The following is a 16,602-nucleotide window of genomic DNA, read 5'->3' as shown; positions in this document are numbered from 1 at the left end:
GTCGAAGGACCGAATGCAATAGGGGCATCCCCAAGATGCTGTGGGACGCGTTTCTTTCCTTGCTGAACATTTGGGTGCTGGTGGCCGCGGCCATCGGTATCGTCTCGGGTATCATCATCGGCGCGATTCCCGGTCTCGGGCCGACCATGGCGATCGCGCTGCTGATCCCGGCGACTTTTTCCATGCAACCGATCCCGGCCATGATCCTGCTGTTGGGTGTCTATCAGGGGGCGATCTTCGGGGGATCGATCTCCGCTGTTCTGCTGAACGTGCCGGGAACGCCATCCTCCGCGGCCACGGCTATTGATGGCCACGCCTTGGCCCGCCGGGGAGAGGGGGGACGCGCGCTGCGGATCGCGCTCTACGCCAGTGTGTTCGGCAATGTGTTCAGCTGCCTTGTCCTCATGTTGTTGGCGGAACCTCTGGCCCGGTTCGCCTTGGATTTCGGTCCGGCAGAGATGACCGTCCTGATGCTTTTCGCCCTGCAGGTGATCGTGCTTTTCGGCGGAGCCTCCCGCCTGGATGCGCTGATCATGGTCCTTGTGGGTGTTTGCGCAGGCGTGGTGGGGTTGGATCCCATTGACGGGTCGCCCCGTTTCACCTTCGGGTCGTTCGCCTTTGAGGCCGGCTTTCAGTTGATTCCCGTTCTCGTCGGGCTCTTCGCCATGTCGGAGGTCTTCATCCAGGTGTTCTCCCGCCGATCCGAAACGGGAGATCCCGAGATCCCGGATCTGAAACCCGCCAGGGTTTCCCTTCTAGACCTCTGGCGCATGCGTGCGACCCTGGCCCTGTCATCGGTGATCGGTACCTTCGTCGGCATTCTGCCTGGTATCGGGTCTACGGTTCCGGCGTTCATGAGTTACAACCTCGCCCGGTCGCGGTCGAAGGAGCCGGAAACCTTCGGCGCGGGCGCGGCGGAAGGCGTCGCGGCGCCCGAGGCGGCCAACAACGCGGTGACCGGGGGAGCGTTGGTTCCGACCCTGGCGCTTGGGATCCCCGGCGATGCGGTCACGGCGGTTATCCTCGGGGCCTTTATGTTGCAGGGGCTGGCGCCCGGACCTTTTTTGTTCAAAAACCATGGGGTCGAGGTTTATGCCATCTTCGAGGCCCTGCTGCTGTCCTCCCTTCCGACCGTGATTTTCGGACTGCTGCTGTTCCGGGTTGCGGTGCATGTGATCCGTATTCGGCCGCGGCATCTGTTCCCGGCCATCGCCATACTCGCCGCTTTGGGGGCTTTTTCCGTGAACAACAGCCTGTTCGATGTCTGGGTGATGCTGGGCGCGGGTCTGCTTGGGTTCTTCTTTCGACGGAGCGGATTCCCCATTCCCCCGCTTCTGATCGGCCTCATCCTCGGTCACCCCTTCGAGCAGAGTATGCGGCAGGCCCTTCTCATGAGTGGCGGAAATCTAGGGGTGTTTGTCGACTCGCCCATCGCCCTGGGGCTTCTGGGGCTGACTGGGGTGAGTCTGGCGACGAGTGTTTTATTTTCTCTCCGTGAAAAGAGGCGGGTTTCGGAATGACGATCTGCGATTGCCACATTCATTCCTTCGCAAAGACAGCGCTGCCGTCCGGTGGGGCCTATGCGCCACCGACCAAGGATCTCTCCGACTATGTGGAGGAGGCCGCGCCCCATGGGATCTCTCGGGCGGTGATCGTTCAGGCCTCGGTCGATGGAACCGATAGCAGCCGCTTGGTCTCCGTCTTGCGCAGCGGGGCGAGGATCGCCACGCGTGGGGTGGCGACAATCGATCCGGATCGGGCCGATGTCTCAGCCCTGCATGCTGCAGGTGTCCGTGCCATCCGGATCCAGGATCGCGCCCGCCTTGGCGCGAGCGCGCTTGGCAGCCTGCCGGAGCTGTCTCGCTGCGTGGCTCCCATGGGATGGCACATCGAACTGAATACGGAGCCCACGAGCTTTTCGGCGATCGCCGAGCACCTGAAACGGCTGCCCGAGGGGCAGATTCTGGTGCTGGACCATATCGGGCATGTGGATCCCCAAAGCGGGCAGGACATGGGGGACCTGCGTCGGTTACTCGACACCGGGCGGGTCTGGGTCAAGCTGTCGTTGACGCGCGTGGGTAGGGGGCAGGGGCCGGACGATCATGCGCATTTGGTCGAGTGCGTTGGCCAACTTGTTGGAACCTATCCGGACCAATGCATTTGGGGAAGCGACTGGCCGCATGTGATGACGGCTCCGCCTTTGCCGCAGATTCCGCCAATGTTGGACCTTTTTTCCGCAGTACTCGATCCCGACCAGTTTCGAGCCTGTATGTGGACCAATCCCGAACGACTTTACGCTTTCGAGAAAAGCGGAACCGTCTAGATCAAATGGTTAGAGTGCCTTATGGCGCGGGAAAGCCCCCAGACCCGCAAAGGGTCACGGACCCTTTGATCCCATTGGTAAAAAAACGAATGGGGGTCCGGGGCCTCAGGCCCCGGTGGGGGTCGGGGCAAAGCCCCGCGTTTTTCGGTTTTTCAAGGAGACGGGGTATAAAGAATACGTTGTTTTCCTTCGTTATCCCCGTGAAAATGACGGCAAAAGAGTTTTTCGCACCCTGTTAATCCGGCGATGCGCGACGGGACAGGCCGTGTTCGCCACTGAGGTCGGCAAGTGCCTCATGCAAGTCCTCGATGATTCGGGCGCGCGGAGCCACCGTGCGTTCGATGAGCCCGATTTGGCGATAGACCGGGGGCGATCCGAAGGCGCGTATCACCAACCGTTTTTCTGCGAGGCCGCGTAAGGCGACATGGGGGACGACCGAGATCCCCAGGCCGTTTTCCACGCAGGTGACGATGGCGCCGATGGTATCGATTTCCGCGATATCATGGGTCACGATGCCCTTTCTGGCGATCTCGGCATCGATCAGGTTCGCCAAGGGAACGGCGCTTCTGAAGCGGATGAAAGGCTGGGTCTTGAGCAAGTCCGTGCCGGTCATGTCCTTTGTGCCCGGTGGCGCGATGATATGCAGGGGTTCGCGAAGGAAGGGGCTCCACCGTAGGGCGTTGGGCAGGGCCATGTGTTCCGCGACAACAGCGGCGTCAAGTCTCCCCATGGCGACATCGGAAATCAGATTCGCCGAAAGGGAGACCCGCAAATTGACCTTCAGGTCCGGGTACAGATGGTGCATGCGCTTGATCGCTTCGGGCAAAAGATTGAGCGCGCTGCTTCGAACTGATCCGATGACCAGAGTTCCCGAAACTTTATGACCCTGTACCGCGCCCTTGACCGCTTCCTCCAGGCGCAGGAACTCCCGCGCGGTTTCGACGACTTGCAGGCCGTTGGCGTTCAACCGGGGCGGTCGCGTCGCGCGATCGAAGAGCGCCGCTCCAAACTCTTGTTCCAGCGCGAAAACCTGCTGACTGACTGCGGAGGGAGTGAGCCCGACCGTCTCTGCTGCGTGGGCGAAGGAACCTCCTTCGGCAATGGCGATCAGGGTTCGGAGTTGCCTGGTGTCCATGGATAGCCCCTGCTGGTTTAAGGGTATTAATTAAGTAAATCTGTATCAAATAACTATAATTATTCGCTAATGTGAAGGAGTTTTTGTCATGTAGGCTTCCTCCAAGTCAAGAAGGTGACCGGGCACGGCCATAACGTGCATCCGGTCATGGGAGGAATACATCGATGAAAGCGGAAGCATCCGTCGACGGCTCCATGGGGAGCCCCGACATGCATAAGGTTATCCTTGTTAACGGCCCCGATTTGCATCCCGACGCGGTTCAGATGATCGCTAGCAGGGGATATGAGGTCGTCTATACGCCAGCTTATGCCGATTCAGACATCCTCAACGCGGCATTGCGCGAGACGGGTGCGGCTGGAATGGTCTCTCGCCTTGGCCGCATTTCAGCCGAAGCCTTGCGAGATGCGCCTGCGCTTCGGGTCATTTCCAAGCACGGAGCCGGTGTTGACAATATTGATGTCGCCGGGGCCTCGGCACTGGACATCGCTGTCCTGGCCGCGTCCGGTGCCAATGCGGTATCCGTCGCCGAGCACGCCATTGCCCTGCTGCTCGCTACGGTTAAGCGGATCGTCCCCCTGGACGCCGGCTTGCGTGCAGGGCGTTGGGAAAAGCCGGGCTTCCTTGGGCGTGAACTGGCCGGGTCAACTATCGCCTTCATCGGCATGGGGGCAATCGCCCAGGCCACCGCGCGCATGGCCAGCGGGTTCGGACTGAAGGCCGTGGGCTATGATCCCTTCGCATCCGACGTGGATTTCGAGGCGCTGGGAGTCACCCGTGTGGCCAGCGTTGAGGGCGCGCTCTCCGGTGCCGATATCGTCAGCCTGCACTGCCCCCTGACGCCCGAGACCAACTGCCTGCTCAACGCCGAGCGGATAGCGTTGATGCGTCCGGGTAGCTATGTGGTGAACACCGCCCGTGGCGGTCTGATCGACGAAGAGGCCCTTGTGGCCGCCATTCGCTCGGGCCATCTGGCGGGCGCCGGTCTCGATACCTTCGCCGTGGAGCCGCCCGCAGTCGATCACCCCTTTTGGGCGGAACCCAATATCGTCGTCTCCCCTCATATCGGTGGGGTGACCCGGGAAGCGGGGGCCCGCGTCGGGACGGAGGCGGTCCGGGGTATCTTTCAGATCCTTGATGGCGAGCCAATCGAGGCCCGGCGGGTCGTCAATCGCTCGGCTCTCAAGACCCCCCCTCACATGCTTGAAACAAAGGAAAATCGGTCATGACCGTGGGATTTCGCATTCTAAACCGCAAGCGGTGCATTGACGCCGCCCTTGTCGCCGATTTCGCCGCCCTCCCGGTCGCCAATGTCTCCGATAGCATGAACCGGATGGTGGCGGCTGGGCCGAACCTCCGGCCAATGCATACCTCCGGTATCCTGGCGGGTGCCGCTGTTACGGTGCGGTCTCGGCCCGGCGATAATCTCATGTTGCACAAGGCCATCGACATGGCCGTGCCGGGGGATGTGATCGTGGTCGACGCCGGTGGGGATCTGACCAATTCCCTTATGGGCGAACTGATGTTGGCCCATGCCATCAATCGTGGGGTCTCTGGTTTCGTGCTGTACGGCGCCATTCGTGATCTGGACGCCTTCCGCGAGGTCAACTTGCCAATCTTCGCCGCTGGCGTGAGCCACCGGGGGCCCTACAAGGACGGCCCGGGCGAAATCAACGTGCCGATCAGCCTGGAGGGAATGGTCGTTGAGCCGGGGGATTTGATCCTTGGCGACAGTGACGGTGTTGTCGCGGTTCCGCTGGACATGGCAGAGGAGGTCCTGGCAGCCACGCGGGCCAAGCATGCCGCCGAAACGCGCCAGATGGAAGCGATCAAGGCGCGGACCAATGACAGAAGTTGGGTTGATGCCACATTGAAACAGAAGGGCTGTCTCTTCCCCGACGAGTGAGCTTAAAGCCGACAAAGAACAAGAAAAACATAATCATAACCAGAACCAGAACCAAATCCACCCAGGGAGGGTGTTCCATGACTGAACTCAAGACTTTTTCCATGAAACGGATGGCTTTTGCGCTGTCCCTTTTGTGCCTTGTTCCGGCCGTTGCTCAGGCAGAATATCCGGAGAAACCGATCGAGTTGATTGTCGGCTTCTCCGCAGGCGGCGGGACGGACGTGATGGCCCGCACCACGGTTCCCTATATCGAAAAATATCTGGGCAATGGTGCCCAGATCGTCGTCAAGAACGTTCCCGGCGCCAGCGGCCAGATCGGTGTGACCCAGGTTGCCCATTCCGATCCGGATGGGTACACCCTGGGCACGTATAACCTGCCGGGCATGATGGCCCGCACCTTGGACCGGAAGGCCGACTACGACGCGGACAGTTTCACGTTCCTGGCGAATATCGTGAACGACCCCAACGTGATCGTCACCTCGAAGGAGAGCGGTCTCGATACCCTCGACAAATTCCTCGATGCCGCGAAGACCGATCCCAAGTCCCTGAGCGTCGGCATGTCCAGCCTGGGCGGAGACGACCACTTCGCCCTGATCAAGCTGGGATCGCTGATCGGTCAGGACCTCACCATCATTCCCTTCAAGGGGTCGGCGCCGACACGGACCGCGCTCATGGGGGGACACGTGCCGGTGGCTATCCTGAACATTTCCGAAGTGTCCGGTTTCGAGGATCAGATGAACATCCTGGGCATCGCCCGGAATGAACGCTCCGACTTCGCGCCCGATCTGCCGACCTTCAAGGAACAGGGCCTGGATCTGGTGAATGGATCCATGCGCGGCATCGTGGCTCCGGCTGGTTTGCCCGAGGATGTCAAGGCCAAGCTGCTCGCGGCCTTCGAAAAGGCCGTGGTTGATCCCGATTTCCTGAAGAGCATGAAGGAAACGGCCAACCCCGTGGAACCGCATATCGGCGATGACTTCAAGGCGACCAACGCCGACGCCCTGGAGTGGGCAAAGAAGGTCTGGACGACCTCTCCGTGGAAATAGCCTGAAGAGCCCCCGGGACGGACTCTAACGTCCGCCCCGGGGCTTTTCCTATCCGGACTTGTTTCAACGGAGTCATCACTCATGTCCAATCATGCAAAACGGCGCGTGCTGGGCGCCGACGGATTTACGGCCCTCGGGTTGATCGCCGGCGCCGTCCTTTTGGCGATCAAGGCGTCCGAACTCTCGACCATGGCGGGTTTGCTGCCCCTGGCCATGCTGGTCATGCTGATCGGTCTCGGCGCGCTCCTGGTCATCATGGACGCGCGGAAAAACGCGCGGGGCGAGGATCCTTCCCGCCTGACTGAAACGCCGGGACGGGCTTTGGGCGCCTTCGCGCTCATCATTCTTTATTGCCTGGCCGTTGATGTGATCGGCTTTTACCTGGCGACGCTGATCGCCGTACCTGTCATTGCCTGGGTCTTCGGCTATCGGGACAAATTCCGATTGGCGCTCGGGACCGCGATATTCATCGGCCTTCTTTTTGGGATCTTCAGCCTGATCATGAATCAGGACTTCCCGGTCGGCATTCTGTTCGGTTCATGAGGTCCAGGCGATGTATGGTGATCTGATAGACGCGCTTCCTACCGTTCTGACCGTCGCGAATTTCGCGGCCATCGTGATCGGCGTAATCGCGGGCATTGTTGTTGGGGCCTTGCCGGGCCTGAGTGCGACCATGGCGATTTCGGTCCTGGTGCCGTTTACCTTCGGTCTGGACCCTCTGGTGGCGCTCGGCCTGATGGCGGGGATCTACAACGGCGCCATGTACGGCGGCGCGATTCCGGCCATTCTCCTGCGTATCCCGGGGACGCCCGCCGCCGTGGCCACCTGTTTCGACGGGTATCCCATGGCCCAGCAGGGGAAGGGGGGATATGCCCTGCAGGTGGCTGTGGTCTCCTCCTCCATTGGCGGCATCGCGAGCGCGCTGGCGCTCATGCTGCTCGCGCCGCCGTTGTCGCGGGTGACTCTGCTTTTCGGACCGTCGGAAATTTTCTGGATCGCCGTTTTCGGCCTGTCCAGCGTTGTTTTCCTGCTCGGCAAACATGTGGTCAAGGGGCTGATCAGCGCAGCCTTCGGTGTTTTGGTCTCTTCGGTGGGCGCGGACCCCATTCTTGGGGTTGATCGTTTCACCTATGGTCAGTTGGAACTGCTGGATGGCATCAATATCGTGATTCTGCTGGTCGGGCTCTACGCCTTGCCGCCGGTTATCGATCTGCTGGAGAAGCCGCTCAAGACCGATGCCCTGGGCACCGGCAAGCTGCATACTCAAAGCCTGCTGACATCCCTGCCCAGCATGTTCCGCTTCTGGCGAACCTGGCTGCGCTCCTCCCTGTTCGGTATCTGGATCGGTATCCTTCCCGGAGCCGGTGGGTCGATGGCCGCCTTTCTCAGTTACAACGAGGCCCGGCGTGCGAGCAAGACACCGGAAACCTGGGGGAAGGGGGAACCGGAGGGGATTGCGGCGTCCGAGACGGCGAACAACGCCGATACCGCAGCAGCGCTCATCCCAGCCCTGACCCTGGGCATACCCGGAACGGCCGTGGCTGCGGTCATGCTGGGGGGGCTGCTGATCCATGGCCTGCAACCGGGTCCGATGCTGTTCCGGGAGAACCCGGATGTTGTGTTCGGCTTCATGTGGCAGTTTCTGTTTGGCGCGATTTTGCTGATCTTCCTCGGCGGATCCCTGGCGACCAACAATTTCGCCCGGGTCCTGGCACTGCCCCGGCCCCTGCTGGGCGCCATGATCATCGTGCTCATGCTGGTTGGCGTCTATTCGATCCATGGCCGCATGTTCGACGTCTACCTGATGCTGGGCTTCGGAGCCATCGGCTACCTGATGGACAAGCTGGACTTTCCGCTTCCGCCTGTGGTGCTTGGTTTGATTCTGGGGGGCTTCGCCGAGGAAAACCTGCGGCTGGCCCTGCGCATCGGTCAGGGGGACTGGTCCATCCTGTGGCACAACGTCACCAGTCAGCTGCTGATTGTCCTGACCATCGGTGTGGTGTTCGGGCCCGGCATTCTGCGGCGTATCCGCCGAAAGGGGGGAAAAGGTGGCGGCGGAGACGCCGATGGGAATGCCACCCCATGAGTGCACCCAGCACACCGCGCATGAGTGGCCCGCATGCCGCCATCCGCCAGGGCTGGCTTGATCGTCACGTCGAGCCGGTTCTGGATCCGGATCAGCCCATTCTGGACGCCCACCACCACCTTTGGGATCGCCCGGGAAGCCGGTATCGGGTTCCCGAATTCCTCGCGGACTTGGCCACGGGGCATGACGTCCGGGCGAGCCTTTATGTCCAGTGCCGAACGGGGTACAGGGAGACGGGTCCGGAAGCCTTGCGGCCCGTTGGCGAGGTGGAGACGGTCCGCGCCTGGGGCCGGGAAGCCGGGGCGACGGCCTGTCCCACCGGACTGATCGCCCATGCCGACCTGCTTCTGGGAGACAAGGCGGAGGCGGTGATCACCGCCTTGATGGAAGCGGGAGAAGGGACCGTTCGCGGGATCCGGAACACAACCGCCCATCATCCCGATCCGGCCCTTAATTCCAACCCCCGTCCCCCGCCCGCGGGACTCTTGCGGGATCCGGCGTTCTCGCAGGGCGCGGGGGCGGTGGCCAGGGAGGGCCTGGTCCTCGATATCTGGGCCTATCAGACCCAGCTCGACGAGGTTCACGATCTGGCCGCAGCTCATCCCGACCTCACGGTTGTCATTGATCACCTTGGTGGACCTTTGGGCGCGGGACCCTTCCGCGAGAACCGGGAGAAGCATTTCGCCGACTGGCGCGCCGGGGTCGAGCGTTTGGCCCGCTTGCCCAATACTCGGATCAAGATCGGCGGTTTCGGTTTGGTGGTCATGGGCAAGGACTATCATTTGGCCGACACCCCTCCTTCCTCTGAGCAGCTGGCGCAGGACTGGGCGGCATATGTGGACGTTTGCCTGAATGCCTTCGGACCGGACCGGGCCATGTTCGAGAGCAACTTTCCCGTCGACAAAGGCATGTTTTCCTATCCGGTCATTTGGAACGCTTTTAAGCGGCTTGCCCGCTCTTATTCTGCGGAGGAGCGTGCGGCCCTCTTTTACGGCACGGCCTCTGCGACCTATGGCATCGCCTTGCCAGGATCGTGATCTACAGCGGAATGAGGACGGAAAACCGGTGCCCACTTTTCCTCATTCCGCTCTGAAAAAGAACACAGGGAGAAAACTGATATGAAATCGCTTATGAAAGGCCTGCTTTCGGGACTGACCCTTCTCGGTCTGTCCGCGGCGCCAGCCCTGGCCGAGTACCCCGAGAAGCCGATCGAGATCATCGTCGGCTATTCCGCTGGAGGCGGCACGGATGTGCTGGCCCGGACCGTGGGAGGCTATCTGGAGAAGGCGCTGGGAGGTGAGGCGAGCGTGGTCGTCAAGAATATGCCCGGGGCAGGGGGGCAGATCGGCTTCACTGCCGTCGCCCAGGCGAAGCCCGATGGATACACCCTGGGGACCTTCAATCTACCTGCCGCTCTGGCCCTGACTCTGGACCGTGAGGCCGATTACGACGCCGACAGCTTCACCTATTTGGCCAATTTCGTCAAAGATCCGAACACCATCGTCGTCTCCAAGGAAACCGGGATCGAGAGTCTGAAGGACCTTCTCGATCGTGCGGCCAAGGAGCCCGGTCGCGTAACCATGGGTCTGTCCGCCCTGGGCGGCAATGATCATTTCGCGGGAATCCTGATGGAATCCGCCGCCGGTGTGGATGTCTCCTTTGTGCCGTTTAAAGGCGCAGCCAACGCGCGGGCGGCGATCATGGGGGGGCACGTGATGGCGGGCACCATGACTCTGGGGCAGACGGTTGGTTACGAGGACAATCTGAGGGTTCTGGCGGTTCTGGACAGCGAACGCTCTCCCTTCGCTCCGGACGTGCCAACGGCCAAGGAGCTTGGCTATGACGTCGAGATGGGGTCTTACCGGGGGTTGGTCGCTCCGGCGGGACTGCCGGAGGCTGTGCGCGAAAAGCTGCTCACCGCCCTGCGCGCGGTGAATGATAATCCGGAATTTCAGAAAACCATGGTCGAGCAGGGAAATCCGGCGTCCTTTGTCGCCGGGGATGATTTCGCGGCACTGGCCGGAAAGCAGGCTTCCGTCGCCGCGAAGATCTGGAACGCGACACCTTGGAAATAGGGCCCGGAAAGAAAAAGGCCCAGTCCCTCGGGACGCACGCCGCAGGGGCGGCATATAAAGAAACATGGAGGAAATGATGACTTTCTTGAGGATGACGACTGTCGCCGCTGGACTGCTGCTGGGTGCGACTGGCGCTTGGGCCGCAGATTGGACGGGCTATACCTATTCATCCGTGTCGACAACGGCTGCGGTGAAGGGGATGACCCGGATCACCGAAAGGGTGGCGGAGGCCACCAAGGACGATTTGAAGATCAGCCTACATTTGGGCAAGACTCTGCAGATCGCCTCCTCGGATATTACCCAGGCGACAGGAGACGGTATTGTCGACTTCGCTGCCGACTACTTCTTTTCCGGCAGTGTGCCCATCGCCCGCGTTCTGAATCTGCCCCTGCTGATCGAGAGCAACGAGGAGTGGAGCAAAGCCTATACGGCCATGGAACCGGTGCTCAAAGAGGCCTTCGCCAAGCAGGGTGTGGTCTATCTGGGCGGCTATCGCTATCCCGCGCAGATCTTCTTCACGACCTTCGAGATGAAATCGCTCAAGGATCTGAAAGGCCATAAGATCCGCGTCACCTCACCGGAACAGGGACATTTCGTTGAGGCTTTCGGTGGGTCTCCCATCACCCTGTCGGGCAGTGAGGTGCCGACCTCCCTGGAGCGTGGCGTCATCGAGGGTGTTTTGACGGCCAGCGCGGGCGGTGCGAAGAAGTGGCACGAATTCCTGCCGTATAACTACCGCTTCCCGGTCAACTACGGAAATTCGGTGATCATCGCCAATAGGGACTCCTTCGACGACCTGCCCGAGGCTGATCGGAAAGCCCTGAGCGATATCGTGGCCGAGGAAGGCCCCGCGATCACCGAGGAATTCAATGAGGACGAGATCGTCCAGATGACCAAGCAACGGGACGCCGGTATGACCATAACGGAGGTCGACCAATCCGAACTGCCAGAGGCGCGCCAAAAGATGGCAGCCTATTGGCAGGAGTGGGCTACGGACAAGGGACCTGACTACGTTGAGGCGCTGGCGACCGTGCGCCAAGCGCTGGGCAAATAACCATGTCCGCAGGTCACGGGACACCTGTGGGGAGAACGGGGCTGGCCAAGGTCGGCCTCGTTTTCGAGGGGGCGGCGCGCGGTGTCTCCGTCCTGGCCGGGGCGACGCTCGTCGCCCTGGTTGGACTTGTTGTCGCCGAGGTCGTTGCCCGGGGGCTGTTCAATACGTCGCTGGCCGTGGTCGAGGAATTCGTCGGCTACTTCGTCGTTTTGCTCATGGCTTTGGGCGCAGCCCTGGCCCTGCGCGGGAATGACCTGTTCCGGGTCTCCTTCCTCGCTGACGCCTTGCCGTCCGCCGTGGAACGTGGCCTGCGCGTCCTCTTTATTCTCGTCGCCCTGTCGGTCTGTTGCATCTTCGCCTGGAAGACGGGTGATCTGGTCGCCAGTTCCTTCTCGCGTGGCAAGATTTCCCAGACCGTGTTGGAAACCCCCCTATGGATCCCGCAGCTCGCTCTGCCCGTGGGATTCTGCGTCCTCGCCCTGTTTCTGCTCGAGCATCTGCTGGTGGAGTTTGGCATCTCTGAAAGGGGAGGGGACTGATGGAAGCCATTCTCGCCTTCGGCCTGTTGATTGGTCTGATCCTGGGGGGATTCTGGGTCCAGTTCGCCGTCTCGACGGCGGGGCTGCTTTATATTTGGCTGCTCAACGGGTTCGCCGGATGGAAGGCCCTGGGGCTGGTCAGCTGGGGCTCGGCCAACAGTTTTACCCTGGCGGCCATCCCCCTGTTCGTCTTCATGGCCGAAATCCTGCTGGGTAGCGGCCTGAGTGGCCGTTTGTATAATGGTGTGGCGCCTTTCATTCGATGGCTTCCGGGCGGGCTGTTGCACACCAACATTGCGGGTTGCGGCATCTTTGCGGCGATATCCGGCGGGAGCGCCCCCACCGCTGCGGCCATGTCCACGGTGGCGCTCCCTGAGCTGTCCGCCCGCGGTTATAACAGCCGCGTTGTTGCGGGGTCGCTGGCAGCGGGGGGGACACTTGGTATCCTGATCCCGCCGTCCATCACCATGATCATCTACGCGACCTTCACCGAAACCTCAATCGCCCATCTGTTCGCAGCGGGTTTGGTTCCGGGCATCCTGCTCGCCCTGTGTTACATGGGTTTCATCATGCTGCGGGTCTGGTGGAATCCCGCGCTGGTGCCTGCGGAGCGTGACTGGCCGCGCCTTGACGAGTTGCGGCGGGCCTTGGGGGATGTCCTGCCGTTTCTGATCTTGATCGTGGTGGTTCTGGGCAGCATTTACGGCGGTCTGGCCACGCCCACGGAGGCCGGTGCGATTGGCGTTGTCGGGGCCGTGACGATTGCGGCGCTGTACAGGCGGCTTTCCCGGGCCATGCTGGCAGAGGCTATTTCCCGAACTCTGCGTATGAGCGGCAACATTCTGTTCGTCGTTTTCACCTCGATGATCTTCGCCTATGCCACGGCCCTATCCGGCGTCGGGGAGGGGTTGGCCCATTGGCTGGAGACGGCGGGCTTCTCCAAGTTTGTCTTCCTGCTGATGATCATGGGAACCTTCGCCATCCTGGGGTGCTTCATGGAAGGCCTGGGGATGATCGCGATCATCGTCCCGGTGATCTATCCGGCCCTTTTGGCCATGGGGGTCGACCCGGTTTGGTTCGGTGTTTTTGTCGTCATTTTGGTGGAACTGGGACAATTAACGCCGCCCCTGGGGGTGATCCTGTTCGTTGTCGCCAGTTCGTCAGACAAGGTGACGGTCGAGGACGTCGCCTTGGGTGTCGCGCCCTTTTTCGCCATCATTCTTCTCTTCATCTTGTTGTTGATCGCCGTTCCGGACATCGCGCTCTGGTTTCCGGCGTGGAGCCTGGGAGGCTAAAGCATGACTTATCCGTTTCCGGACCCCGTGGTGATTGACGCGGAGGTTTTTACCGAATTGCCCGAGGCTTTGCGCCGCCGGAATACCAAATCCTATTGGGCGGAGCGGAACCGACGGGGTGCCGTGGTTGACAGCTTCCTGGAGGGGCCGTCCTTTGACCGCGACGGCAATCTGTATTGTGTTGATATCCCGTTCGGTCGCGTGTTTCGGGCCTCTCCGACTGGGGAGGTCGTCCAAATCGCCGAATATGATGGTCAGCCCAACGGTCTCAAGATCCACCGGGATGGACGGATTTTCCTCGCCGACTTCCAGAACGGGATCATGCTGCTTGACCCGGCGACCGGCGCCGTCTCGCCGGCCCTGCGCGATGCGGAGTCCGAAGGCTTCAAGGGCTGCAATGACCTGCATTTCGGTCGGGATGGGCGGCTCTATTTCACGGACCAGGGACAGACGGGCCTACAGGATCCCGCGGGGCGGGTCTATCGCTGGACCCCCGAGACGGGCGAACTGGCCTGTCTCATCGACAAGGTGCCGAGCCCGAATGGTCTGGTCCTGGATCTGGCCGAGCATGTGCTTTACCTGGCGGTGACCCGGGCCAATGCGGTGTGGCGCTTGCCCCTGTCACCCAGCGGGCGGGTGGTCAAGGCGGGCTTGTTTTTGCAATTCAGCGGTGGCAGGGCCGGCCCTGATGGTTTGGCTCTGACATCGGCGGGGGGCGTGGTTGTCTGCCAGACCGGTATGGGACTGGTTTGGGTTCATGATGCCTTGGGGCGCCCCATCGCCGTCGTCCGCTCTCCCCGGGGTCTGGGAACCACCAATTGTGCTTTTGGGGGGCAGGATAACCGGACGCTCTACATCACGGAATCCGACAGCGGATCCATTCTCGCTGCGGAGTTTCCTCCCGAACTTGGCATCGCTGGAAACCCGATGTATTCGGGGCATGGCGATCTCGGGCCAATCTCGGCTTAGATCAAACCGCCCTAAATCGGAATCGATTTAGGGCGGATAATTTGATCTAAAATCATATAGTTAGAGCTTCGAGATCAAGTTGGGCTGCAAAGCAGGGTATACGACAGGGGGACTTTTCCATCACGGGGCTTTGCCCCGTCCCCCACTGGGGCCGTAAGGCCCCAGACCCCAGGCCATTATTTTTAAAAGAAAAATGGGGGTTTGGGCTATCGCCGGGGTAAGGAAGCGTCATGACCTGGACCAAAGCATCGGGGCGCCGCCGCTGGCTCAAGGCGGCGCAGGCGCTTGAGCACCGGGCCTTCCGTCTCTATTTTGTTGGCCAGATCGTTTCGATCATGGGGACGTGGGTGCAGCAAGTGGCCATGGGGTGGTTGGTCTATCGACTGACCGGCTCTGCCGAATTGCTGGGGATCACCACCTTTCTGACGATGGCGCCGCAGATGGTGGTCGGGCCGTTGATGGGGGCTCTGTTCGACCGTTTCGATCGTCGGCGGCTCTTGCTCCTGGTTCAGTGTCTTTTGATTCTCCACGGCTCGGTCCTGGGCCTTTTGACGCTTGGCGGTTTTGTCACGCCCGGGCTGATCGTGTTCATGGCCGCCCTTCTTGGGGTTCTGAACGGGATCGACACCCCCTTGAGGCAAAGCCTGATTGGTGGTCTGCTCGAAGACTCCTCTGTGATTCACAACGCCTTCGCCCTCAACGCCATGGCCTTTAACGCCGGGCGCTTTCTCGGGCCGCCGATCGCCGGTGTGGTTCTGTCGATGACCTCGGAAGGGGTCTGTTTCTTGGTGAACGGCCTGTCTTATCTGGCATTGGTGATCGCCCTGCTTCGGATCAAGACGCGACCGCCGAGCCCGCCCGATCGGAGGCGGAGCTACCTCGCTGCCCTTGGCGAGGGATTTGCCGAAATCTGGTGGCGAGATACCCACCGGGGGCTGCTTCTGCTGGTTGGCGGATTGAACCTGACGGCGTCCAGTTACGCGGTCCTGATGCCGGTTTTCGTCAAGGAAGTTTTTCTCGCCGACGCCCGGACCCTGGGGTGGTTGTTGGGCGCGGCCGGGGCGGGTGCCGTTCTCGCCACGATCCTGCTGGCCATGCTTGAGGGCACCGGTCGGGTTATTCGGGTCATGTTGTGTGGGGTGATCGGCGCCGCCCTGGCCTTGCTGGTTTTCTCGACCACGGCCTACCTGGGCGTCGCCCTGGCGGCAATGGTGGTGTTGGGCTTCGGGATTTCGGTAACCAACGTTGGCACCAACGCGACGCTTCAGAGTATCAGCGCCGACACTATTCGGGGGCGTGTGGCCTCTTTTTTCGCAGCGACGCGCTTCGGCTTCGACGCCCTGGGCGGGCTCGCCGCCGGATACCTTGCGAAGTCTCTGGGAGCGTCAACGACTCTTCTGGTGGAAGGGGGAGGCCTGGTCTTGCTTATGGCTCTGTTGATGCCTCGGTTGTGGCGGCTTACACGCCGAACAGGCTGATACCAAGCGGTGCGGGTTGAAAGCCACGCCGCTTTTCTTGCGTTCAAACGCCAGGCGGGCTTTTACGCGCCACAAGGCGCGGCGGCCACTTGGCCGCTTCCAAGGTGCGGTGAGTCAAACTCACCGCACCTTGGTATGAGTCGTGACTGATCCGAACACCGACCAACTTTACAACGATGCCAGCGACGCCAATATGGCGAAATTCCTGCGCAAGGGGATCTGGACCGGGACTGTCAACCCGCGCCCCTGATCGCCGCCGCAAAGAGCTACGGTGAGGGGGGCTTTTGGGCAAAGAAGGTCTCGAAGAGTTCCTGGGATCGGCGCAGGCCTTCCTCGGTGTAGCTGACGGATTTCGCCTTGCCGACGGGATTGGTGATCAGGCCCTTGGCATGAAGGCGATCCATGGCAGCCCAGTCAAAACTCTTCCAGGCCCGCGTGGACCATTTATCGCCATGGGCGCCCAGCCAGAGCAGGGCCAGGATCATGTCGTCGATCTTGTCTGTGTCCATGTCCATGGTTTGTCCTCCCAGTTCCCTTGGATAGCGCGGAATAGGGGGGGGGAAGCAACCGGACTGGCTCGGGGCCGGGGCGGAAAAGAGGAAGAGGGAGAACGGACCCGGTGACGCGGAAGAAGGGGGGAGAGCGGCTTTCCCCGCCGTCCCCCAATGGGGCCGAAAGGCCCCAGACCATGAAAAAATG

Annotated in this window: 16 protein-coding genes; 14 read left to right on the top strand and 2 right to left on the bottom strand. The window is 61.3% G+C overall.

Annotated features, from left to right (window positions below):
* Window positions 1-35: 35 nt before the first annotated feature.
* Window positions 36-1,520, top strand: a complete 1,485-nt coding sequence (locus tag ACLIRY_RS14505; protein WP_413206127.1) for a tripartite tricarboxylate transporter permease — start codon at window positions 36-38, stop codon at window positions 1,518-1,520.
* The gene (locus ACLIRY_RS14500) at window positions 1,517-2,323 is read left to right on the top strand and encodes an amidohydrolase family protein (protein ID WP_413206126.1); all 807 of its coding nucleotides are present in this window, start codon (window positions 1,517-1,519) and stop codon (window positions 2,321-2,323) included. The genes ACLIRY_RS14505 and ACLIRY_RS14500 overlap by 4 nt, the downstream gene beginning before the upstream one ends.
* Window positions 2,324-2,558: 235 nt before the next feature.
* Here the strand turns inward: ACLIRY_RS14500 and ACLIRY_RS14495 are convergent, their stop codons facing one another.
* Entirely contained in the window at window positions 2,559-3,458 is a 900-nt protein-coding gene (locus tag ACLIRY_RS14495; RefSeq protein WP_413206125.1) for a LysR substrate-binding domain-containing protein, read from the bottom strand.
* A gap of 164 nt (window positions 3,459-3,622) precedes the next feature.
* On the opposite strand from ACLIRY_RS14495, the gene ACLIRY_RS14490 reads away from it, so the two are divergent.
* The 12 genes from ACLIRY_RS14490 (at window position 3,623) to ACLIRY_RS14435 (ending at window position 15,903) form a co-directional block, all read left to right on the top strand.
* The gene (locus tag ACLIRY_RS14490) at window positions 3,623-4,684 is read left to right on the top strand and encodes a hydroxyacid dehydrogenase (RefSeq protein ID WP_413206124.1); all 1,062 of its coding nucleotides are present in this window, start codon (window positions 3,623-3,625) and stop codon (window positions 4,682-4,684) included.
* Window positions 4,681-5,361: an RraA family protein gene (locus tag ACLIRY_RS14485; RefSeq protein WP_413206123.1), complete on the top strand. Its 681-nt coding sequence runs from the start codon at window positions 4,681-4,683 to the stop codon at window positions 5,359-5,361. The genes ACLIRY_RS14490 and ACLIRY_RS14485 overlap by 4 nt, the downstream gene beginning before the upstream one ends.
* Window positions 5,362-5,438: 77 nt before the next feature.
* Entirely contained in the window at window positions 5,439-6,407 is a 969-nt protein-coding gene (locus ACLIRY_RS14480) for a Bug family tripartite tricarboxylate transporter substrate binding protein (protein ID WP_413206122.1), read from the top strand.
* A gap of 81 nt (window positions 6,408-6,488) precedes the next feature.
* On the top strand, window positions 6,489-6,950 hold the full coding sequence (locus ACLIRY_RS14475) for a tripartite tricarboxylate transporter TctB family protein (protein WP_413206121.1): 462 nt from the start codon (window positions 6,489-6,491) through the stop codon (window positions 6,948-6,950).
* A 10-nt stretch (window positions 6,951-6,960) separates the two neighbouring features.
* Window positions 6,961-8,493 (top strand): tripartite tricarboxylate transporter permease, encoded by a 1,533-nt coding sequence (locus ACLIRY_RS14470; RefSeq protein ID WP_413206120.1) that lies wholly within the window; start codon window positions 6,961-6,963, stop codon window positions 8,491-8,493.
* A complete protein-coding gene (locus ACLIRY_RS14465; RefSeq protein ID WP_413206119.1) occupies window positions 8,490-9,530 on the top strand; it encodes an amidohydrolase family protein in 1,041 nt (346 codons plus the stop codon). The genes ACLIRY_RS14470 and ACLIRY_RS14465 overlap by 4 nt, the downstream gene beginning before the upstream one ends.
* A gap of 81 nt (window positions 9,531-9,611) precedes the next feature.
* On the top strand, window positions 9,612-10,568 hold the full coding sequence (locus ACLIRY_RS14460; protein WP_413206118.1) for a tripartite tricarboxylate transporter substrate binding protein: 957 nt from the start codon (window positions 9,612-9,614) through the stop codon (window positions 10,566-10,568).
* A gap of 76 nt (window positions 10,569-10,644) precedes the next feature.
* Window positions 10,645-11,622 carry a TRAP transporter substrate-binding protein DctP gene (gene dctP, locus ACLIRY_RS14455; protein ID WP_413206117.1) on the top strand — a complete coding sequence of 326 codons (978 nt, stop codon included), beginning with the start codon at window positions 10,645-10,647 and terminating at the stop codon, window positions 11,620-11,622.
* Between the two features lie 2 nt (window positions 11,623-11,624).
* Complete coding sequence (locus ACLIRY_RS14450) at window positions 11,625-12,161, top strand: TRAP transporter small permease (RefSeq protein WP_413206116.1); 537 nt, start codon at window positions 11,625-11,627, stop codon at window positions 12,159-12,161.
* Window positions 12,161-13,456, top strand: coding sequence for a TRAP transporter large permease (locus tag ACLIRY_RS14445; RefSeq protein ID WP_413206115.1), 1,296 nt, complete (start codon window positions 12,161-12,163; stop codon window positions 13,454-13,456). The genes ACLIRY_RS14450 and ACLIRY_RS14445 overlap by 1 nt, the downstream gene beginning before the upstream one ends.
* Before the next feature lie 3 nt (window positions 13,457-13,459).
* A complete protein-coding gene (locus ACLIRY_RS14440; RefSeq protein WP_413206114.1) occupies window positions 13,460-14,425 on the top strand; it encodes an SMP-30/gluconolactonase/LRE family protein in 966 nt (321 codons plus the stop codon).
* A 230-nt stretch (window positions 14,426-14,655) separates the two neighbouring features.
* The gene (locus ACLIRY_RS14435) at window positions 14,656-15,903 is read left to right on the top strand and encodes an MFS transporter (RefSeq protein WP_413206113.1); all 1,248 of its coding nucleotides are present in this window, start codon (window positions 14,656-14,658) and stop codon (window positions 15,901-15,903) included.
* Between the two features lie 266 nt (window positions 15,904-16,169).
* On the opposite strand, the gene ACLIRY_RS14430 is transcribed toward ACLIRY_RS14435, so the two are convergent.
* Window positions 16,170-16,418: a DUF6429 family protein gene (locus ACLIRY_RS14430; RefSeq protein WP_413206112.1), complete on the bottom strand. Its 249-nt coding sequence runs from the start codon at window positions 16,416-16,418 to the stop codon at window positions 16,170-16,172.
* Window positions 16,419-16,602: the final 184 nt, after the last annotated feature.

The sequence above is a fragment of the Rhodospirillum sp. A1_3_36 genome (assembly GCF_047263945.1).
Lineage (GTDB): Bacteria > Pseudomonadota > Alphaproteobacteria > Rhodospirillales > Rhodospirillaceae > Rhodospirillum.
Note: the sequence above shows the minus strand (reverse complement) of the source record. Positions and strands in the feature narration are given on the sequence as shown.